We start from the raw sequence: 21,573 nt of genomic DNA, 5'->3' as shown, positions 1-21,573 counted from the left end.
TGACTGAAAGGCTTATTTGCCCCAGATTTTCTTGTATTGATCGCGGTAACCGTTGTCGGGATCGAAGCTGTTCTTCGGTCCGCCGTCAAACTCGACGTTTGCGCTCGTTACCACATGCAGCGGCGAGACGTAGCCCGACCAGGGAGCGCCGGCAAAGGCGCGGTTCAATTCGTCGACGAGTTGCCAGCCCTGAAGGTTGAGCGGCTCGGCGACCGTGACGGCCTGAAACTGCTTGGCGCGGATCCGCTGATAGGCGCTCTCCGAACCGTCGCCGGCGGCGACGTTCACCGGTTTTCCGTCGCCTGCAATACCGGCTGAGGCGAGCGAAGGTCCCATGAAGTCGTAGTAGAGGTCGTTGATCGCCAGGGAATGCGTCCACTTCGCGCCATATTTCTGCAGAAGCGAGGTGGTGAGCTGCGGCATGCGCTGAGAGGTTTCGGCAATCGGCGTGTCGACATATTCGAGCACCGTGCCGCCGAGATCCTCGATCTCCTTCTTCATGCGATCGGCCTTGGCGATCGCGATCGCATAGGTGGAGTCGGTGAAGATGATGACGCCGGGCTTGCCGCCGGCATCGGCAAAGGCCCAATCCGCCGCGGACTTCGACACTTCCATCGCATCGGTGGTGACGTTTGCGAAGACACCGACTTCGGGAACCGGACCGACAGCCGACGCCGCATGCCAGGAAACCATCGGAATGCCGGCAGCCTTGGCCGCTTCCATCGCCGGCTTCTGCTCGACCGCGTCGAAGCCGTTGATGATGATGCCATCCGGCTTCAGCGCCATGGCCTGGCCGAAGGCGGCGGTCCGCCCGCCGATCGAACCGGCGCCGTCGAGCGCCTTCACCGTCCAGCCCAGCGCGCCTGCCGCTTCCTGAACGCCATTGACCACGCCGAGGATGCCGCCGTTCTTCATATCGGCGGCAAGAATGACGATGTTCTTTCCGGTCGCGCCCTTGGGGCCGCTCGTCGGGCCATCCCAGGCGCTTACCTTGGAAGCATACTTGTCGACCACGGCCTTGGCGTCGGCCATGGAATCGGCCAATGCCGGGATGCTCAGCATAACGGCGACGGTTGCGACCGTTGCCTGCAATAACATTCTGCGCTTCATGTTCACTCCTCCATTTTGTTTGTTGTGAAATGCCGGGATGAGCCGGCATCCTCATTTGGATGCGGGTGTGATCCTCCTCACAGCTCCGCGTTTGCGCTGGGCGTAACCTGCTATGCCGATGGCAATCAGCAGGGTGACGCCGTTGAACAGCGGTTCGACGAAGAACGATCCGCCGAATTGCTGAATTCCGGAAATTCCGACCGCCAGGATGATGACGCCGATCAAGGTGCCCCAGACGTTCACCCGTCCGGGCTTGATCGTCGTCGATCCGAGAAATGCGCCAACAAGCGCCGGCAGCAGATATTCGAGGCCGACGCTTGCCTGGCCGATCCGCAGCTTCGAGGCGAGCAGGACCCCGGTCAGGGCCGCCAGCAGCCCCGAGGTGACGAAGGCGCCGATCACGAATTTGCGGACCGGAATGCCATTGAGGGCGGCGGCCTTCGGATTGGCGCCGATGGCGTAGAGATACCGGCCGATCGGCAGGTATTCGAGCACGATCCACATGCAGATGGCGATCAGCAGCACGTAGAAGCCGGTGATCGGCAGGCCGAACAGCATGGTGCCGTTCAGCGCATAGAAACCTTCCGGCAGGACGCCGACCACCTGTCGCCCACCGGTGTGCCAGAGGGCAAGCGCGTAAAGAACCGTTCCTGTGCCGAGCGTCGCGATGAAGCTGTCGATCTTCGCGACCTCCACCAGCAGGCCGTTTATGAAGCCGGTGAAGACGCCGAGTGCGAGAACGATGAGGACTGCGACCGGCCAGGGCAGGCCGTAGGCCGTCTGCAGGCTGATGGCGAGAATGTGCCAGAGCACGATGCCATAACCGACGGTGAGATCGATGCGGCCCGACGCCATCGGGATCATCGCGGCGAGCGACAGAAGCGCAATGATTGCCTTGTCGGAAACGATCGAGCGGATGTTCAACACGGTCGGGAACGTATCGGGCAGCAGGATCGAGAAGATCACGATCAGGCCGACGGTCAGGATCACCAGCCCGTAAACCGGGATCAGGCGTCCGATCTTCTGGCCTGTGGACAGGCCGGCCATTTCGCTCTTGGTCGGCTCCAACGCCGTGGATTCAATGGATTGCATGGCTGTTCTCCCGATGGCTCAAGCGGCTTCCGATGCGGATGCGGCTGTGATGACCGCCTCCGTCGTCAGGGCGCTTCCAATCAGTTCACTGACGATTTTGCCGCGCGAGAAGACCAGCGCGCGGTGGCAGATATGGGCGATTTCCTCGAAATCCGTCGACACCACGACAACCGCGAGACCGGCCTCGAGTGCCTGCGTGATCAGACGGTAGATCTCCGCACGCGCGCCGATGTCGACGCCGGCGGTCGGATCTTCGGCAATCAGCAGCTTGCGGCCGGTCGCCAGCCAGCGGCCGACGACCACCTTCTGCTGGTTGCCGCCCGACAGGGCCTCCACCGGCAAATCCGGGTCGTTCGGCCGCAGGCCGACGGAATGGCCGATCTTATGGGCAAGATCGGCTTCGCCGCGCGGCGACAGGAAGGACAAAAGCCCACGTCCGACGGCGCCCGGATTGAGATAGGTATTTTCCCGAATGGAAAGCGACAGCGCCACGGATTCCTCCGTCCGGTCACGGGCAATCAAGCCGATGCCCGACGCCATGGCCCGCAGCGGGCTCGAAAGGTCCGGGGCCTCGCCATGCAGCAGAACCGAGCCGTTGAAGGGCTCGCAACCGAACAGCGCGCGGCCGATCCTTTCCTGCCCGGCGCCACGCAATCCAGCAAGGCCCAGAAGCTCGCCCTCTCTTATATCGAAGGATATCGGGCTCGTGCCGGCGCAAACGAGATCGCGAACCTCGACGATTGCCTTGCCGGGCCTGATCTCCGTCTTGGAAAAGAGGCTGTCGCCGCTGCGGCCGATGATCATCGTCACCAGGTCGTCGGGTGTCGTCTGGCTGACGGGCTTCTGTCCCACCATACAGCCGTCGCGCAGAACGGCGACCCGATCGGCGATGCGGAAAATCTCGTCGAGCCTGTGGGAGACGTAGATCATGCCGACGCCGCGGTCCTTCAGCGGGCGGATCGCATTGAACAGCCGATCGACTTCATCGGCGGGAAGGCTCGCCGTCGGCTCGTCGAGCACCAGAACGTCGGCTTCGACGGCAAGCGCACGGGCAATGGCGACAAGCGATTTTTCGGTGCGCGACAGCGCCGAGACCCGCGTGGTGGGATCAAAATCGCAGCCGACCAGTTTCAAGGCTTCCTTGGCACGCGCCTGCGTCCTGTTCCAATCGATCAGGCCGCGACGCATCGAGAAGCCCTGCGACAGGCCCATGTTCTCGCCGACCGTCATCCACTCGATCAGACCGAGATCCTGGTGGATGAAGGCAACCGGCTGCCGCTCGTTCGGCTTCGGAGGGCGGTGATGATAGCTCTGGCCGCGAAACAGGATGTCGCCGCTATCAGGCTTGTAGATGCCGGCAAGTGTCTTGATGAGCGTCGATTTGCCGGCGCCGTTTTCTCCCAGCAGCGCGAGGATTTCGCCCTCGCGCAGGTCGATCGAGACGTCCCGCAGCGCCTGCGTGCCGCCGAAGCTCTTGGTGATCGACTGGAACTCCAGCAGTCTCTTGGCTTCCACTGTGGCTCCTCCCAAAGCTGCAGTTGTCATTGACTGTATGTTATCGATAACATTTACGGATGGTCAAGCGGAAAGATGACGATCGCGAATTTCTCGAGGAATTGACGTCAGCCGGCCTGAAATCCGTCGAGAAGCCGCATCATCTCGGCCGAGTCCTTCGGCCCGAGGCCGGCAGAGCAGAGCAGGCGGTGGATCTCGACCACCGCGCCGGTCATCGGCAATGGCGTCTTCGTCTTCAGCGCAAAGGCCTGAAGCGAATCCAAGTCCTTCAACATATTGTCTATCCTGCCTGTTGGCGAGAAATCCCGGGCGGCGAATTTCGCCATGAATTCCTGCAATATGCGACTATCCGCCCTGCCGCCGGCAAGGGCTGCCGGAATGGCAGCCGGATCGACGCCGCCGGCTTCAGCGAGCTTGACCGCCTCGGCGACGGCCTGGAACAGAACGGCGCAAAACAGCTGATTGATCAGCTTCGTGGTCTGCCCGGCGCCCGATGCGCCCATCAGCGTGTAATTGGCGGCAAGATGCCGCATCACCACGCGCGCCCGCTCGAAATCCTCGGGGCTGCCGCCGGCCATGATCGTCAGGCGTCCGCTCAGCGCACCCGGCACGCCGCCGGACAATGGGCAATCCACCCATGCCATGCCGGTTTCCCGGCGCAACCGTGTCGCCATGTCGGCCGTTTCGGCCGGGTCGATCGAGGACATGTCGATCAGCACCTTGTCGGCATTGGCAGCCGCCGAAACACCTTTTTCGCCGAAGACGACGGCCCGGACGATATTTGCGTGATTGAGGCTGAGCACACAAAACGCCGACCGTGAGACCGCATCCTCCACGGAGCCTGCCGCATAGGCACCCTTGGCCTGCAAAGCCGCGACTTTTTCGGCGTCCAGGTCGAAGACCGAGACCTTGTGCCCGGTTTCGATCAATCGGCTGACGATTGCCGTTCCCATGATGCCGGCGCCGATGACGGCGACATCTGCCCTGTGATCATCCTGCATGCTAATCTCCTCCCTTGACGGCCATGCCGCTCAATCCCTTGCAAGCCAGCGCTACAATATCATCCAAGGCATTATCGATCGCCACCGTCACCACACCAGGCTCACCGGCCGGCGGCTCCAGCGTCTGCAACTGGCTGTCGAGGAGGGACGCCGGCATGAAGTGGCCTTGACGCGCCTGCATCCGCGACAGCAGCAGATCGCGGGACCCCTCCAGGAAAACAAAGGCCAGGCGCCCGCCCGCCGCCTGCCGCAACCTGTCCCGATAGCTTCTCTTCAACGCCGAACAGGAAATCACCAATCCTTGCGATGCGTCCAGCGCGGTGCTGATTTCCGCGCCGATCCGGTCGAGCCAGGGCAGGCGGTCGTCGTCGGTCAGCGGTATGCCCTGCGCCATCTTCTCGACGTTTTGAGGCGGGTGGAGCTGGTCGCCCTCTAGAAACGCCATGCCGTTTTGGGCAGCAATGCGTTCTCCGACCGAGGATTTGCCGCAGCCGCTGACGCCCATGACGACAACGGCCAGAGGCGGTGCCATTTTCTCGCGCTTCATCGTCCCGTCTCTGTCAGAGGCAGGTCGTGATGCCGCCGTCGACATAAAGCGTGTGCCCGTTGATGAAGGACGAGCCGCGGCCCGAGAGGAAGACGGCAGCGCCGACCAGTTCCTCGACATTGCCCCATCGTCCGGCCGGCGTCCGCTTCTCGAGCCATGAAGAGAATTCCGGATTGTCGACGAGCGCCTGGTTGAGCGGCGTCTTGAAATAGCCCGGCGCAATCGCGTTGATCTGCAGGCCGTACTTGGCCCAGTCGGCGCACATGCCGCGGGTCAGATTGCGCACCGCGCCCTTGGTCGCCGTGTAGGGAGCAATGCCGGGGCGCGCCAGTTCGCTTTGCACGGAGGCAATGTTGATGATCTTGCCCTGGCCGCGGGCGATCATGGGTTTGGCCGCCGCCTGGCCGACGTAAAACACGCTCGAAATATTGGTGGTCAGCAGCAGCTCCCATTTGTCCGCCGGGAAGTCTTCCAGCGGCGTGCGAAACTGCATGCCGGCATTGTTGATCAGGATGTCGAGCGGCCCGATATCGGCTTCGATCGCATCTATGCCTTCTTTGGCGGCGTCCTTGCTGGTGACGTCGAAGATCGCAGCATGGGCCGACAGGCCTTGATCCTTGAGGCTCGCGACCGCGCGTTTGACGCTTTCGGGCGTGCGGCCGTTGATGATGACCTCGGCGCCATGCTGCGCCAGCCCTTCGGCCAGGGCATAACCGATCCCCTGGCTCGAGCCGGTGATCAGGGCAAGGCGTCCGGTAAGATCAAACAAGTTCTTCATCTCATAACTCCTCCGGTCTCGCCGCGGGCGACGGCTGACGCTGCCGCTGGCGGTGAAACTCACTTGACATCCCTTTTTCGAATTATATGTTATCGATAACATAATCAACTGTCAAAATGCGGGATGGAAACGGAATGCCTGAGATGGAAATCTTGATGGCCGGAGCTTATCCGGAATGGGACATGGTGGATCTGGAGGCGAACTACCGCATCCATCGCCTGTGGGAAGCAACCGACCGGCAGGAACTGATTGCAAGAGTCGGCAAGGATATCCGCGCCATAGCGACGCGCGGCGAACTCGGCGCGTCCGCAGAGCTGATGGCGCAATTGCCGAAGCTGGAGATCGTCTCCTGTTATGGCGTCGGCACCGACGCTATCGACCTGTCCTATGCCCGCGCCAACGGCATTCGCGTCACCAACACGCCTGACGTGCTGACCGAAGATGTCGCCGATATCGCCATCGGACTGCTGATTGCCACGGCAAGGCAGATCCCGCAGGCCGACGTTCTCGTCCGCTCCGGCCAGTGGGGCAGCGTCGCCATGCCGCTGGTGACGAGGGTCTCCGGCAAGAAAGTCGGGGTCGCCGGCATGGGGCGGATCGGCAAGGCGATCGCCAAGCGGGCCGCCGCTTTCGGCTGTGAGATCTCCTACTTCGCCCGCAACGAGCACAAGGATGTTGCCCATGCCTACCAGCCGGACTTGGTCGCACTTGCCGATTGGGCCGATTTTCTGATCGTCATCGTCCCCGGCGGGCAGGCGACCATGAAGATCATCAACGCCGATGTGCTCAAAGCGCTCGGTCCCAACGGCATGTTGATCAATGTTTCGCGCGGAACGACCGTCGACGAAGAGGCGCTGATCGCAGCCCTTCGGGATGGCACGATCAAGGCCGCCGGCCTTGATGTCTTCCTGAACGAACCGAAGATCGACGCGCGTTTCCTGACGCTCCCAAACGTGGTGTTGCAGCCCCATCATGGCTCCGGTACCGTCGAGACGCGTAAGGCCATGGGCCAGTTGGTCAGAGACAATCTCGCCGCGCATTTTGCCGGCAACCCGCTTCCAACTCCCGTCGTGTGAGGGTCCCGATATGAAAGCCATCGTCATCCATGCCGCCAAGGATCTGAGGATCGAGGAGCGCGAGCCGGAGGTTGCGGGCGCCGGGCAGGTGGAGATCGCCATCGAAGCCGGCGGTATCTGCGGTTCCGATTTGCATTATTACAATCATGGCGGTTTCGGCACCGTGCGCCTGCGCGAACCGATGATCCTCGGCCATGAGATCGCCGGCACGGTCAAGGCGCTGGGCGCCGGCGTCGCCGACCTTGCCGTCGGAGACCGCGTTGCGGTTTCGCCGAGCCGGCCGTGCAACCATTGCCAATATTGCCTGAAGGGACAGCAGAATCACTGCCTCAACATGCGGTTTTACGGCAGTGCCATGCCGATGCCGCATATTCAGGGCGGCTTTCGCCAGCGGCTGGTGGCGGAACGTTGGCAATGCCACAAGGTCGCCGATGGCATTTCCATCCACGAGGCCGCCTTTGCCGAACCCTTTGCCGTGACGCTGCATGCGGCAAACCGCGCCGGATCGCTGCTGGGCAAACGGGTGCTCGTCACCGGATGCGGCCCCATCGGCATGCTGGCGATCGTTGCAGCCCGCGTTCTCGGCGCCCGCGAGATCGTCGCGACCGACGTGACCGACAGCGTTCTGGCGATTGCCCGCACCAGCGGCGCCGACAGAACGATCAACGTTGCCACGCATGCCGCCGACCTCGCCGCTTATAGCGCCGACAAGGGATATTTCGACGTCATGTTCGAGGCGTCAGGCAATGAACGGGCGGTGCGCGCGGGCCTGGAGACGCTCAGGCCCGGCGCCGTTCTCGTTCAGCTCGGCCTTGGCGGCGATGTCTCGATTCCGCAGAACATGATCGTTGCGAAAGAGATCGAGATGCGCGGGACATTCCGTTTTCACGAGGAATTTGCGCTCGCCGTCGAACTGATCAACGCGCGTCGCGTCGATCTGAAGCCGCTGCTGACAGGTGTCTTCGGAATCGACGAGGCCGTCGCCGCTTTCGAATTGGCCGGCGATCGCAGCAAGTCGATGAAAGTCCAGATCGCCTTCTGAACCTGCTGGATCATTCCTTAAATCGGAATCGATTCAGAAATAGATGTTCAAAAATTCAAACTGTTGCAACGCCGCGCATCTGAAAGACGCGCGGCGTTGTGGTGCTCAAGCTGTCGGCGTGCCGTTCCTGTCCGTGCTTTCGCGCAGGACAACCCTATAGCCGGTCAATGTGATCTCATCGCCGGTCGACTCGCCACTTTGCAGGGCGTGCAGCAGGCGACCGGCCGCCTGGCGACCGATGCCATAACAGTCCACATTGATGGTGGTGATGCGCGGATGACAGATGGAGGAGATCTCATAATCGCCGAAACCGGCAACGGCGATGTCCCGAGGAACCTTCATTCCCCTGCGCGTGCATTCCATGATGGCGCCGAAGGCGGAGAGGTCGGAAACGCAGAGAACCACTTCCGTGTCCGGCCAGCGCTCCAGCAGGCTGACGATTGCCTGGCCACCCTGTTCCATGGTGATGGGCGGAACGCCGAAGGAAATCATCCGTCCCGGTCCGAGGCCGAGTTCTTCAACCGTCTTCTGGAAACCGCTGCGCCGCTGGCTGCCGCGCGTATCGCGCGCCGTCGTTCCGCCGATATAACCGAACTTCCGATATCCCTGGCCGGCAAGCGTCCGCACCAGCAAGGACATCGCCTCGCTGTTGGAGAAGCCGACGACCTGATTGATCGGATCTTCCGGAAGTTCCCACGTCTCGACAACGGGAATGCCGGCTTTTGCGAGCATCCGCCGTGCGCGCGCCGTGTGCGAACCACCGGTCAGGATGATGCCTTCCGGGCGGCGGCGCAGCATCGCTTCGATCAGCTCTTCTTCTTTCTCCGCCGAATAGTCGGTATAGCCGAGAAGAAGCTGAAGGCCGGTATTTTCCAGCGCATCGGTAATGCCGCGTGCGGTGTCGGAAAAATTCGAATTGTTGATCGACGGCACCAGGGCGGCGATGAAGCCGCTGCGCCGCGACGAAAGGCTGCCGGCCGACAGATCGAGCACGTAGCCGAGCGCATCGACGGCTTCCATGATGCGCTTGCGGGTCTCCTCGGAAACGCTCGCATCCTGGCGAAAGGCACGCGAAACGGTCATGGCGGAGACGCCGACATATTTGGCGACCTCCGCCATCGTCAGCTTTTGAGCCTCTCCCGGCTTGAGACGCTTGTCTTTCGGCACATCCTCGTTTGTCACTGGTCTCCGCTTTCACAAAGCTTCCGAGTTGGGCAATTCAACACAGGATAAAGTTATCGCTATCATCGCACAATCGATTTTATTGCAGTGATGCACGGTTCCGCAGTCGAAAAACCAGGATTCTCGGCGCATCGATACCTGTACGACAGCTTCAAAACACGACAATATGGTATCGATAACAATTGATGAAACGGAGGAGCATCATGTTCGGGCAAATTGACGGTACGGGGTTCGAGGTTCTCGACCCGCGTTTCGAAAGCTGCTTCGTGGGCCACGCCCGCGTCGAGCGGCTTTGGACGGGCGGGCGCTGGCTGGAGGGACCGGCCTGGTTTGCCGCCGGGCGGTATCTGGTTTTCTCGGATATCCCCAACAACCGGATGATGCGCTACGACGATACCAGCGGGCATACGTCGGTCTTCCGCGCGCCCAGCAACAACTCGAACGGCAACACGGTCGACAATCAGGGCCGGCTCATCACCTGCGAGCACCTGACGCGCCGTGTCACCCGCACCGAATTCGACGGCAGGATTAGCGTTCTGGCCGATCGAATTGCAGGCAAACGGCTGAATTCCCCGAACGACGTCGCCGTCAAATCCGATGGGACCGTTTGGTTCACCGACCCGAGCTACGGTATTCTTCACGACTACGAGGGCGACTACGGCGAGGAGGAAATCGGCGGATGCCACGTCTACCGGCATGACCCGGCAACAGGCACGACCGATCAGGTCACTTCCGATTTCGTCAAGCCGAACGGACTGGCTTTTTCCCCGGATGAGAGCGTGCTCTACGTCGCCGATACCGGGGCAACGCACCGGCCCGGCGGCCCGCGTCACATCCGGACGCTCGCAGTCTCGAATGAGGGACGACTGAGCGATCTCGGCGTTTTCGCGGAATGTACCTCAGGCCTGTTCGATGGTTTTCGCGTGGACCGGAAAGGCCGGATATGGACGAGCGCCGGCGATGGCGTCCACGCCTATGACGCGGATGGAACGTTGATCGGCAAGATCCATATTCCCGAGGGCGTCTCCAACGTCACCTTCGGCGGAGAGAAATTGAACCGTCTCTTCATCACCGCAAGCACGTCCCTTTATGCTGTCTATCTCGCTGCCAACGGGTCGAGACCGGGGTAATCACTAAGCCGAGGCCGCCCTTTTGGGACGGCCTCTCGTTTGGGACGGCATTTACGTCTTACCTCACCGCTGGCTGAGGCCGTCCGCCAGCCGGACCAGGCCGAGGAAATCCGACCTGTAGCCGAAGCTATCCGTTCCCCGCGATGCCGCGGCGAGATCGGCAATCGCCTGATAGGAATAGGAATCGAGGGCGGCGATGCGGCTCAGTTTCTGGCCGAAGGCGGCGACGGCCACGGAGAAACGGACATCCTGCGGCGCGGCATCGACGGCGGCGACCGCGTTGCTGTCATTGACAGGCGTGGTGATGAGAGCACTCTTGTCCTCGCCCGGCCTTTTGTAGCGCATCTTGACGAAGGCAAGCTCGTCTTGACGCGCGGCATCGGCGGTCTCAGCCGGCGCCTTGTCGCCATAACGCAGGTCGTCATTCATGACCGCGGGGCTTCCCTTGGGCGTAATTTCGTAAATCGCCGTGACGCTGTGGCCGGAGCCGATATCGCCGGCATCGACACGATCGTTGTTGAAATCTTCGCGGTTCAGTGCCCGCGTCTCGTAGCCGATCAAGCGGTATTCGGCGATCCTTTCCGGGTTGAATTCGACCTGGAACTTGACGTCGCTGGCGATCGGAAACAGCGTCGATCCGGCCTCTTCGACCAGCGCCTTCTGTGCCTCCGCCAAGGTGTCGATATAGGCCGCACTGCCATTGCCGTTCTGGGCCAGCGTTTGCATCAGGGAATCGTTGAGATTGCCCCGCCCGAAGCCGAGAACGGTCAGGAAGATGCCGTCCTTGCGCTTCTCTTGGATGATGCGCTTCAAGTCCTCGTCGCTCGACGGGCCGACATTGAAATCGCCGTCCGTCGCCAGCATCACCCGGTTGACGCCGTCCTTGACGAAGGCCCGTTTGGCAAGGTCATAGGCGGCCTCGATACCTTCGGCGCCGCCGGTCGAGCCGCCGGGCTCCAGTCCGTCGATCGCCGACAGGATCTTCGATTTCTCCGCCACCCGCGTCGGCGCCAGCACGGTGCCGGCATTGCCGGCATAGGTGACGATCGAGACCGTGTCGTCGGCCTTCAGCCGGTTGACCAGAAGACGGAAAGCGCTCTTGAGAAGCGGCAGCTTGTCCGGCTCGTCCATCGAGCCCGAGACGTCGATCAGGAAGACCAGATTGGCATGCGGCGTGGTTGCCGGTGCGATGTCATAGCCCTTGATCGCCACATGCATCAATTCCGTGTCGTGGTTCCACGGGGTCGGCATGACAGTCACCGTCGCCTTGAACGGCTGGTCGGCATTGTCGGGACCCGGCCAGTCATAGGGGAAATAATTGATCATCTCCTCGACGCGAACCGATTGCGGATCGGGCATCGCCCCACCCGTCAACGACCGGCGGACGAAGGAATAGGAGGCGCTGTCGACATCGGCGGAGAAGGTCGAAACCGGATCCGTCGCGACGCTCTTGATCGGATTTGCCGCGGCATTGGCAAACCGCTCGGGGCCGGGATCGCGCTGGATCTGGATAGGTCCGTCCGCCGGCGGCGCAGGCGAGGGGGCGACGGCCATCGGTTCGGCCAGCTGCTGTTGGGGGGCGATGCCGGGTGCGGCCGGCGCGGAGCGTTTGGCTGCCCCGAGGGCCGCGGCAGAACTCTCCGACTTGTTCGTAAGGGCAGCGATGTCGTCGGCATCGAATTCGGACGTCCGTCCCGCATCGGGCTTTGCGAGGATTTGAGACTCCTTGTCCTGCGGGCCTTGCGCGTCAGCGACAGATTGCTCAGTCAGGGGGCCGTTCTCGGCCGGTGCTTGCGGCGGAATCTCCGGCGTGACCGTGACGGGTTGGCCCGCAGTTGCGACCGGTTGTTTCGACGCCTCACCTCGCGACAGGTTGCCGGCGATCTCGGTCTGGTCGACGATCGGCGATCCGTTGCGGGTCAGCTCGATCGTGAGATAACCGGCAGCCGGAATGACGAGCAGCGTCGCAAGGGCTGAACCGGCGAGGAATTTCTTGTTCATGGCAGGGCTCCATATCCAGTTGATGATGGAGCTTTGACGCCAGCCTTTCGCATTTCCTTGGGGCGCCTGCGCATTATTTTCGGCGGTGTCGAAGGCCTGCATCGCTGCGGCAAGCGCACGCGCGCGCGCCTCCGGATCGGGTGCCGGCGGCGTAAGGCGGGAGAGCTTTTCCAGTTCCTTGTCCACGGTCATACCTCTTCCTTGCCGAGCACTGTTTTCAGCCTCTTACGCGCCTCGTGGACCTGCCAGGACACGGTCGCCTCCGAGCAGCCCATGACATCGGCGGCAGCAGAATGGCTGAGGCCTTCGCCATAGACGAGCAGCACCGCGTCGCATTGCCTTTCCGGCAAGGCGCGCACGGCGGCCCATAATTCGCCCGATAGCTCGTCGTCATTTCCATCAGGCGCATCCGGCTGCGGTTCGGCGGCATAAGCGCGGAATGTCTGCTCCTCTCGGGCAAGCTTGCGTCGGTGGTCGCGGGCGGCGTTCAGCGTCAGCGTATAGAGCCAGGTCCTGAAGCGACTGGCGCCGCGAAAGCTGCGGATGGCCGCGCCGAGCTTGACGCAGACCTCCTGTGCGATGTCGTCGGCATCCGTGGAACTGCCCGACCAGCGCCACGCCGTCGCGTGGACGAAATCATAATGACGCGAGACCAGTTGCCCGAAGGCCTCCCGGTCGCCGCCCTGCGCTCGTTCTATGAGCTCCGCATCCAATTCCGCACCTACCCCAAACCGACCAGCAAGATGCTATTTCGAGATTGAGACGTTTCTCGGATGGCTTTCCTTGGGTCGGCGCTGAAAAAATTATCGCAAATTTTGAAAGTCGCGACATTCATGGGTCGCGGCCAGACAGATCGGCTCCGTCACAAAGGCGCATGATGAGGATAAAGTCGGCCAGGGACATGATCTGTCATGCCCCAAATCGCGAAAGGACCTCCATGTCCGCTCAACCGCCTGCCCCCACCGAAAAGGGTATCCTGCAGTTTCTGGCGATTTGCGATTCCTTCTATCCGCCGGACGCCGTTCAAGCATCGATCGAGCAGCAGCGCCATTGGTATGATGCTCTTTGCGCGCGTTTCGACCGGCCGCTACCCCCTGAGATGATCTTTGCCGACGGCATGCTGCAGCGCATACCGATCCGGCGCTACCGTCCGCGCAAAATCAGCACGCGCACCATTCTACTCTATCTTCATGGCGGCGGCTTCGTCGTCGGTTCGCTCGAAAGCCATCATGCCATCTGCGCCGAGATCGCCGATTTCGCCGGAGCGGAACTCGTTTCCGTCGATTACCGGCTGGCGCCTGAGTATCGCTGGCCGGCACAGACGGATGACGGCTTTGCAGTGTTGAAGCATCTGCTGTCCGCCAACAGCAAGGTCGTGCTGATCGGGGACAGCGCCGGCGCCAATCTTGCCGCCGGTCTTGCATTGCGGGCGCGCGACGAGGGCCTGTCCGGTGTCGTCGGCCAGGTCCTGATCTACCCGGCGCTCGGTGGCGATCTTGCCGCAGGCTCCTATGTCGAAATGGCCGCAGCCCCCGGCCTGACGACGGCGGATGTCGCCTATTACCGCGAGATCCTGCAGGCGCCGGCAGGCAATGAGATCGCCGAGCCGCTGCAGGCAGCTTCGCTTGCAGGGCTGCCGCCGGCCTTCATCACGGTCGCGCATTTCGATCCGCTTCGGGACGACGGCCGGCACTATGCCGCCCGGCTCACCGAAGAGGGCGTCGACGTCTGGTTCCGGGAGGAGCCGCAGATGGTGCATGCATGGCTGCGCGCCCGCCACATGAGCGATGGCGCCCGCGACGGCTTCCGTGCCGTCTGCGAGGCCACAAGGCGTTTTGCGCAGACCTGACGATCACATCAGGTCACGCGCGATCCGCTTTTCCGCAAAGACCTTTTCGAAGACCTGTACGTCGTCCTCGAACGCGGTGACGACGGCGCTGATGATCCACTCGGTCCGGGTGCAGGCAATATGCGCGGTCGCGACCGTGCGGACGAACCAGCCGGGGCGGCGCATGTCGCAGGTCCAGGTCGACATCCCGGTCATCGACTGGGGATTATCGGGTGAAATCGACCAGACTTCCTCCCGCAGTTGCCGGGTCGAGAGACCTGTCCCCGGGTGTTCGGTGAGCCCGGTATCCTCGTGGATGTGATACTCCGTCCGGTTGGCCGAGAGATCGCGGACGACCTGCCGCTTCGTCGCGGCCGCCGCGTGCTCGATGTATTTCGGCAGCGGATCGGGATTGGCCGGTTCCTTGATGTCGATCCTCTGATGCTCGCCGAGCATCGGCAACCCCAGACCGAGTGCCGCGATGTCGACCTCGATGCCCTCGTCACCAGGCGGCGGCAGGATCATCGGCCAATAGGCGGTGGAAAGCGAAAGGCGGATGCGATGTCCCTTGCGGAAGCGATAACCGCAGGCATCGAGCACGAGCCGGATCGACACCCTTTCGCCTGGCACCAGCGGCTTGGGATCTGCATTGCCGTCGCGGTGGGTGAGGTTGACGACGCCGAAGGCGACACGCGTCGCCGTGCCATCCGGATGGACATCGACGAGCCGGGCGCAGAGATTTCCGCCCGTCGCCCGGGAGCGCAGTGCAAGCGTCAGCACGGGCCGGCCGAGATAGTCGCAATCGCCGGCAAGCGGCATCGTATCGAAGACCAGCGAGCCGGCATCGTCCGAACGCTGATCGATCGCCATTTCGGCGTCGGGTTTCAGCGTAAAATATTCGCCGGATGCCGTCCCGGTGTCGAGCGGAGAGCGGAGATAGACGGGATGCTCGGGCGCGTGCGGGATCGGCATGCCTTCCGTCAGCTTGCCGAATTGCTCGACATAAAAACACTGCATCCGCGGCGGCGACCAGACGTCCTTGGCAACCCAGAAACCCGGATCGCTATCACGTCGCGGGGCAGGGCGGATGGCATCGAGAATATAGGCGCGGGCCTGCGGCAGCCCGTCGATCCCGTTATCGTCGCCGCGCAGCCATTTGTTCCACCAGCCAATCGCCTCGCCGTGGAAATCCGTGCGCGGCTTCGGCCAGGCGAAATGCGGATATTTGTGCACCCACGGCCCGATCAGCGCCTTCGCTTTGCGGCCCAAACCTTCAATCGCCATCAGAGGCGTATTGCGGTAGCCGTCCGCCCAGCCGGCGATGACAAGTGCCGGAATCTCCACGCTCGAAAAATCCTCTGAGATCGAGCCGTGACGCCAGAAATCGTCGCGCCGCTGGTGGGCCAGCCACGCCTCCATGAAGAAGGGTTCGCCTGCCAGGCGTTCCAGCCACATCTGCTTCCAGCGCTCGCCGACCAGTGCCGGATCGGGCGGGCGCGACTGGTAGCCGAGCATCGTCGCCGCCCATGAGAGCTGGGCGGAGAGATGGCAACCGTTCTTGTAATGGATGTCGTCATTGTAGCGGTCGACGGTCGAGGCGATCGATATGACGGCCTTCAGCGCCGGCGGACGCAATGCCGCGACCTGCAGGCTGTTGAAGCCGCCCCAGGAGATGCCCATCATGCCGACCGCGCCGTTCGACCATGGCTGCGCGGCAATCCAGGCAATCAGCTCGCAGGCATTGGCAAGCTCGCATTCTGTATATTCGCCATCGATGACACCATCGGATTCGCCGGAGCCGCGGATATCGACGCGCACGCCAGCAATACCGGCCGCAGCAAAGACCGGGTAGGTCGACTCGTCCCTGAGGCAGGTTCCGTCCCGCTTGCGGTAGGGCAGGAATTCGAAGACGGCGGGAACGGGATCTTCGTCCGCGCCGTCCGGCATCCAGATGCGCGCGGCAAGCCGCGTCCCATCCTTCAGCATGATCCATTCATTCTCGATGGTGGTAAAGCCGCGCGAGGTCATGCTCATTCCTTGATGCACATTGCATGCGACGAGGGTTCCGCCCCTCGTCAAGTCACCTAGTCAACTCAGTTACCGGCGCTCTCCATGCGACGCGTGGCGAGCACCCGTTCCAGCCAGCCGATTTCCATTTCCGGTACGGATTTCAACAGCAGATCGGTGTAATCGTCAAAGGGCGGCGACAGCGCCGTCGATTTCGGGCCGAACCGCACCAGCTTGCCGCGATGCATCACCGCCACGCTGTCGGCGATCGCCCGGACGATCGCGATATCGTGGGTGATGAAGACATAGGACAACTGCTCTTCTTCCTGCAGGCGCAGGAGCAGCTTGAGGATACCCTCCGCCACCAGCGGATCGAGCGCCGAGGTCGGCTCGTCGCAGAGGATGAGTTCGGGCTTGGCGGCCAGCGCTCTGGCGATCGCCACGCGTTGCTTCTGGCCGCCGGAGAGTTCGGCGGGGTAGCGATCGACGAAGCCCTTGCCCATTTCGATCTGGTCGAGCAGTTCCTTGACCCGGGCGGTCTTCTCGGCACCTCTGAGGCCATAATAGAAGGTCAGCGGCCGGCCGATGATGTCGCGGACCGTCTGCCGCGGGTTCATCGCCGTATCGGCCATCTGGTAGATCAGCTGGATGCGCCTCAGGTCGTCGTTCGGCCGGCTCTTGAGGCCTGGCATCAGCGGTTTGCCGTCAAAGACGATGCGTCCGCTGCTCGGCGGCAACAGGCCGGTGATGACGCGCGCCAGGGTCGACTTGCCCGAGCCGGACTCGCCGACGACCGCGAGTGTCTGGCCCTTCGGCACGTGCAGCGAGACATCGTGCAGCACCTTGAAGCCGTTGGAATATTCGGCGCTGACATTTTCCACCTTGAGGAGTGCCGTGGACTGATCGGCGGCTTCCTCGCGATAGGCCTGTCTGACATTGACGAGGGCGCGCGTATAATCCTCCCGCGGTGCCTCGATGATCTGCTGGACGCTGCCATATTCCACTTGCTTGCCATAGCGCAGAACCATGATGTCGTCCGAGATCTGGGCGACGACGGCGAGATCGTGGGTGATGTAGAGGGCGGCGGTATGCGTTTCCTCGATCGCATGCTTGATCGCCGCCAGCACGTCGATCTGCGTGGTGACGTCGAGCGCCGTGGTCGGCTCGTCGAAGACGATCAGTTCGGGGTTGGAGCAGAGCGCCATCGCCGTCATCGCCCGCTGCAACTGGCCGCCGGAGACCTGATGGGGAAAGCGCTCGCCGAAGGTTTGGGGATTGGGCAGGCCGAGAACCCCGAACAGATAAAGCGCACGCTTGCGCGCCTCGTCCTTCGTCATCAAACCATGCTTGACAGAGGCTTCAATCACCTGGTCGCCGAGCCGATGGGCGGGATTGAAGGCAGCGGCCGCAGACTGCGCCACATAGCAGACCCGCGCCCCGCGGATTTGACGGATGCCGTTCTTGCCGAGCGCCAGGATATTGGCACCGTCGAGCAAGACCTCGCCTCCGGTGATTTCCGCGCCACCCCGGCCATAGGCGAGTGCGGAAAGGCCGATCGTCGACTTGCCGGCGCCCGATTCCCCGATGAGGCCGAGAACCTTGCCCTTTTGCAGATCGAAGGAAACGCCGTCGACGATCGTCACCCGCCTGGGCGGTTCGCCCGGCGGGTAGCTGGTTGCTTCGATCTTCAGATTGCGAACGGAAAGAAGCTCAGGCATCGCCGCGCCCTCCCTTGAGGCTGGATGTGCGTTTCAGGAGCCAGTCGACGACGAGGTTGACACAGACGGCAAGCACGGCGATCGCCGTGCCCGGCACCAATGCTGCCGATATGCCGAAGATGATGCCGTCCTTGTTGTCCTTGACCATGCCGCCCCAATCGGCCGCCGGCGGCTGAATGCCGAGGCCGAGGAAGGAAAGCGTCGAGAGGAACAGGATCGAGAAGGCGAAGCGCAACCCGAACTCGGCCAGCAGCGGCGACAGCGTGTTCGGCAGAATTTCGCGGAAGATGATCCAGAGCTTGCCTTCGCCGCGCAGCTTGGCCGCCTCGACGAATTCCATCACCGCGACATCGAGCGCCACAGCGCGGCCGAGACGGTAGACGCGGGTGGAATCGAGGATCGCCATGACAAGGATCAGCACGACGATATTTTGCGGCAGGACCGCCAGAACGACCAGCGCGAAGATCAGCGTCGGGATCGACATCATCAGATCGTTGAAGCGGGAAAACACCGTGTCGATGATGCCGCGCGAGACGGCAGCGGTGAAGCTCAGGATAATGCCGAGCGAGAAGGAGATGACGGTGGCGGCGGACGAGACCAGCAGCGTCGTGCGCGCGCCGTAGATCAGGCGCGAGAGGATATCGCGGCCTAGATTGTCGAGGCCGAAGATATATTGATTATCCGGCAGCTGCCAGACGTCGCCGACGACCTGCGTCTCGCCATAGGGGGCGAGCCAGGGTGCAAAGATAGCGAAGATGAAGGCGATGGCGATACCGGCCATGCCGATCCAGGCGGTGATGGGGATGTCTCTCAATCTCATCGCGGATGCCTCAGCCGGGGATTGGCGATAATCGCAAGGATATCGGCCGTCATGTTGAGGAAGATGTAGACGGCCGCGAAGATCAGGCCGCAGGCCTGCACGACGGGCATATCGCGCACGGTGACCGCATCGACCATATATTGCCCCATGCCGGGATAGACGAAGACCACTTCGACAACGACGACGCCGACCACGAGATAGGCAAGGTTCAGCGCGATGACATTGATGATCGGGGCGAGCGCATTGGGAGCGGCGTGCTTGACGATCGCGCGGAAGGCGCTGAGGCCCTTCAGCTCTGCCGTCTCCATATAGGCCGACGACATGACGGAGAGGATCGCCGCCCGCGTCATGCGCATCATGTGCGCAAGCACGACGAGCACGAGCGTCGCCGTCGGCAGCGCGATCGCCTTCAACCGCTCGCCGAAACCCATGCTGTCATAGACCGTCGCCGGGAAGGTCGCCATGCCAAGGTTCACCGCGAAGAAGAGGATCAGCAGGTAGCCGATGAAGAATTCCGGCAGCGAGATCGCCGCAAGCGAGATCACGTTGATGATCTTATCCGGTAGCCGATTGCGGAAATGCACCGACAGCATGCCAAGGCCGACGGCGAGCGGCACCGAGATCACCGCTGCGAAACCCGCCAGGAAAAGCGAATTGCCAAGGCGTTTGCCGATCTGCTCGCTCACCGAATTCTTGCTGGCCCAGGAGGTGCCGAAGTCTCCCTGGACGGCATTGCCGAGCCACTCGACGTAGCGCGTCGTGACCGGACGGTTCAGCCCGAGATCCTGACGAATATTGGCAACCGCCTGCGGCGTCGCCGACTGGCCGAGATAGGTGGTGGCAAAATCGCCGGGCAGGGCTTCCAGGCCGCCGAAGATCAGGATGGAAACGGCAAAAAGCAGGACGAGACTGAGCACGAAGCGCTCGAGGATGAGGGCCAGCAGCGGAAAACGCTGCCGCAACCCGAGGCCGGGCAAGATGCTGGGGGCAGGATTGGTCATGGCGAGGACCTCGCGCTAAAACGGCGGGAGGACCGCGGGTTTCATCCCACGGTCCCGGCTTCGTTGGAGATCGGAGGGGGCAAACGCCCCTTTATCCTCAGGCGTCCAGCCAGACGCGGGTTGCGACGTAGCCGTTCGACATGTCGTTGCCGATGTCGTGGACATAACCCTTCACCTGCTTGGTGGAGGCGTTCACGAAATCGTTGAACATCGGCAGGATCACCCCGCCCTCGTCGCGCACCATCATCGCCATGGTGCGGTACATGTCCTTGCGCTTGGCTTCGTCCAATTCGGAGCGGGCCTGCAGCAGCAGCTTGTCGAAGTCAGGACGCTTGAACTTGGTGTCGTTCCAATCCGCCGTCGAGAGATAGGCGGTGGAATACATCTGGTCCTGCGTCGGACGGCCACCCCAATAGGAGGTCGAGAAGGGCTGGACGTTCCAGACGTTGGTCCAGTAGCCGTCGCCCGGCTCGCGCTTGACCTCGATCTCGATGCCGGCCTTCTTGCAGCTTTCCTGATAGAGGACGGCCGCGTCGACGGCGCCGGGGAAGGCGACTTCGGAGGTGCGCAGGAGGACCGAGCCGCTATGGCCGGACTTCTTGTAGTGGAAGGCGGCCTTGTCGGGATCGTAAACGCGCTGCTCGATGCCCTCGGGGAACAGCGCATAGGTGCTGTTGATCGGGAAGTCGTTGCCGACCTTGCCGTAGCCGCCGAGGATCTTCTGCACCATGGTCTCGCGGTCCATGGCGTATTTGAGAGCCAGGCGCAGGTCGTTATTATCGAATGGCGCCTTGTCGCAATGCATGATGAAGACGTAGTGCCCACGGCCGGCGGTCGAGAGGATCTCGACATTCGGCGCACGCTTCAGCAGGTTGACGGTCTTCGGGTCGACGCGGTTGATGTAGTGCACCTGACCGGACGAAAGCGCCGCGATGCGGGCAGTGGCATCGTTCATGCCGATGATTTCGATCGAATCGACATAGCCCCGGTCGGTGCGCCAGTCGTCCTTGTTCCTTTCGAAGGTGGCGCGGACGCCGGGCTCGAAGCTCGTCATCTTGTAGGGGCCGGTGCCGATCGAGGCCAGCGGATCGTCGACGCCGCCGTTCGGCTGGATGACCAGGTGGTAGTCCGACAGCAGAAGCGGCATGTCGGCATTGCCTTCGCTGAGCGTCAGCACGAGATTGCCGCCGTCGGCCTTGATCTCCTTGATCGAGCCGAGAACACCGAGCGCACCGGATTCCGACTTTGCGTCGGTGTGGCGCTTCAGCGTCGCAACGACGTCGTCGATCGTCAGTTCCTTGCCATCGTGGAACTTGACACCCTTGCGGATCTTGAAGGTCCAGGTGACAGCGTCCTTCGAGGGCTCCCAGGATTCGGCAAGCGAGGGCACGGCGGCACCCGTCAGCGGGTCGGACTCGACCAGCATGTCGCCCCAGCAGCGGCCGATACAGAACATGACCTGCGACAGGAACTTTGCCGGATCCTTCGAATCGGTGGCGGCACCTCCTTCGAGGCCGAGCTTCAAGTGGCCACCGCGTTTCGGTTCGGCGGCTTGCGCACTTTCGGTGAAGAGCTTGTCGGCGACGGCAAGTGTGATGCCCGCCGCCATGGCGCGTCCCATGAATTCGCGGCGGCTGAGCCCGCCGGCGGTGACACGGCTTGCGAGATATTTGGTGTAGTCGTTCATTCCCCAGTTCCTTCTTTATGGTGCGTTGACAGAACTTC

At 62.4% G+C, this 21,573-nt stretch carries 18 protein-coding genes; 4 read left to right on the top strand and 14 right to left on the bottom strand.

The window, feature by feature from the left end:
• Positions 1–12 precede the first annotated feature (12 nt).
• From FHX10_RS11515 to FHX10_RS11490, 6 genes are all read right to left on the bottom strand, one after another.
• On the bottom strand, positions 13–1,110 hold the full coding sequence (locus tag FHX10_RS11515; protein ID WP_047612187.1) for a substrate-binding domain-containing protein: 1,098 nt from the start codon (positions 1,108–1,110) through the stop codon (positions 13–15).
• Between the two features lie 51 nt (positions 1,111–1,161).
• Entirely contained in the window at positions 1,162–2,202 is a 1,041-nt protein-coding gene (locus tag FHX10_RS11510) for an ABC transporter permease (protein ID WP_028757289.1), read from the bottom strand.
• 18 nt (positions 2,203–2,220) lie between these two features.
• Positions 2,221–3,717, bottom strand: coding sequence for a sugar ABC transporter ATP-binding protein (locus tag FHX10_RS11505; RefSeq protein ID WP_097542532.1), 1,497 nt, complete (start codon positions 3,715–3,717; stop codon positions 2,221–2,223).
• A 107-nt stretch (positions 3,718–3,824) separates the two neighbouring features.
• The gene (locus FHX10_RS11500) at positions 3,825–4,718 is read right to left on the bottom strand and encodes an NAD(P)-dependent oxidoreductase (protein WP_097542533.1); all 894 of its coding nucleotides are present in this window, start codon (positions 4,716–4,718) and stop codon (positions 3,825–3,827) included.
• Position 4,719: 1 nt separating this feature from the next.
• The gene (locus tag FHX10_RS11495) at positions 4,720–5,265 is read right to left on the bottom strand and encodes a gluconokinase (protein WP_127429892.1); all 546 of its coding nucleotides are present in this window, start codon (positions 5,263–5,265) and stop codon (positions 4,720–4,722) included.
• Positions 5,266–5,278: 13 nt separating this feature from the next.
• The gene (locus FHX10_RS11490; protein WP_047612176.1) at positions 5,279–6,043 is read right to left on the bottom strand and encodes an SDR family oxidoreductase; all 765 of its coding nucleotides are present in this window, start codon (positions 6,041–6,043) and stop codon (positions 5,279–5,281) included.
• Between the two features lie 134 nt (positions 6,044–6,177).
• On the opposite strand from FHX10_RS11490, the gene FHX10_RS11485 reads away from it, so the two are divergent.
• Positions 6,178–7,119: a 2-hydroxyacid dehydrogenase gene (locus FHX10_RS11485; protein WP_097542535.1), complete on the top strand. Its 942-nt coding sequence runs from the start codon at positions 6,178–6,180 to the stop codon at positions 7,117–7,119.
• A 10-nt stretch (positions 7,120–7,129) separates the two neighbouring features.
• Complete coding sequence (locus FHX10_RS11480; RefSeq protein ID WP_184389314.1) at positions 7,130–8,161, top strand: L-idonate 5-dehydrogenase; 1,032 nt, start codon at positions 7,130–7,132, stop codon at positions 8,159–8,161.
• 105 nt (positions 8,162–8,266) lie between these two features.
• Here FHX10_RS11480 and FHX10_RS11475 read toward each other — a convergent pair whose 3' ends face one another.
• Positions 8,267–9,343 (bottom strand): LacI family DNA-binding transcriptional regulator, encoded by a 1,077-nt coding sequence (locus FHX10_RS11475; protein ID WP_184389311.1) that lies wholly within the window; start codon positions 9,341–9,343, stop codon positions 8,267–8,269.
• 203 nt (positions 9,344–9,546) lie between these two features.
• Between FHX10_RS11475 and FHX10_RS11470 the strand changes: the two genes are divergently transcribed.
• Positions 9,547–10,473 (top strand): SMP-30/gluconolactonase/LRE family protein, encoded by a 927-nt coding sequence (locus FHX10_RS11470; RefSeq protein WP_097542538.1) that lies wholly within the window; start codon positions 9,547–9,549, stop codon positions 10,471–10,473.
• A gap of 63 nt (positions 10,474–10,536) precedes the next feature.
• Here FHX10_RS11470 and FHX10_RS11465 read toward each other — a convergent pair whose 3' ends face one another.
• A complete protein-coding gene (locus tag FHX10_RS11465) occupies positions 10,537–12,666 on the bottom strand; it encodes a vWA domain-containing protein (protein ID WP_127429890.1) in 2,130 nt (709 codons plus the stop codon).
• Positions 12,663–13,187, bottom strand: a complete 525-nt coding sequence (locus FHX10_RS11460) for an RNA polymerase sigma factor (protein ID WP_168332938.1) — start codon at positions 13,185–13,187, stop codon at positions 12,663–12,665. Before FHX10_RS11460 ends, FHX10_RS11465 begins: the two co-directional genes overlap by 4 nt.
• Before the next feature lie 224 nt (positions 13,188–13,411).
• Between FHX10_RS11460 and FHX10_RS11455 the strand changes: the two genes are divergently transcribed.
• A complete protein-coding gene (locus tag FHX10_RS11455; protein WP_184389309.1) occupies positions 13,412–14,323 on the top strand; it encodes an alpha/beta hydrolase in 912 nt (303 codons plus the stop codon).
• Positions 14,324–14,326: 3 nt separating this feature from the next.
• Here FHX10_RS11455 and FHX10_RS11450 read toward each other — a convergent pair whose 3' ends face one another.
• The 5 genes from FHX10_RS11450 to FHX10_RS11430 all read right to left on the bottom strand — a co-directional run bounded on the left by FHX10_RS11450 (position 14,327) and on the right by FHX10_RS11430 (position 21,535).
• The gene (locus tag FHX10_RS11450) at positions 14,327–16,330 is read right to left on the bottom strand and encodes a CocE/NonD family hydrolase (protein WP_097542664.1); all 2,004 of its coding nucleotides are present in this window, start codon (positions 16,328–16,330) and stop codon (positions 14,327–14,329) included.
• A gap of 65 nt (positions 16,331–16,395) precedes the next feature.
• A complete protein-coding gene (locus tag FHX10_RS11445) occupies positions 16,396–18,027 on the bottom strand; it encodes an ABC transporter ATP-binding protein (RefSeq protein WP_063475783.1) in 1,632 nt (543 codons plus the stop codon).
• Positions 18,020–18,847, bottom strand: coding sequence for an ABC transporter permease (locus tag FHX10_RS11440; protein WP_047612159.1), 828 nt, complete (start codon positions 18,845–18,847; stop codon positions 18,020–18,022). The genes FHX10_RS11445 and FHX10_RS11440 overlap by 8 nt, the downstream gene beginning before the upstream one ends.
• A complete protein-coding gene (locus FHX10_RS11435) occupies positions 18,844–19,848 on the bottom strand; it encodes an ABC transporter permease (protein ID WP_063475782.1) in 1,005 nt (334 codons plus the stop codon). The genes FHX10_RS11440 and FHX10_RS11435 overlap by 4 nt, the downstream gene beginning before the upstream one ends.
• A gap of 97 nt (positions 19,849–19,945) precedes the next feature.
• Positions 19,946–21,535 (bottom strand): ABC transporter substrate-binding protein, encoded by a 1,590-nt coding sequence (locus tag FHX10_RS11430; RefSeq protein ID WP_047612155.1) that lies wholly within the window; start codon positions 21,533–21,535, stop codon positions 19,946–19,948.
• Positions 21,536–21,573: the final 38 nt, after the last annotated feature.

The sequence above is a fragment of the Rhizobium sp. BK591 genome (assembly GCF_014195045.1).
GTDB lineage: Bacteria > Pseudomonadota > Alphaproteobacteria > Rhizobiales > Rhizobiaceae > Rhizobium > Rhizobium anhuiense.
Note: the sequence above shows the minus strand (reverse complement) of the source record. Positions and strands in the feature narration are given on the sequence as shown.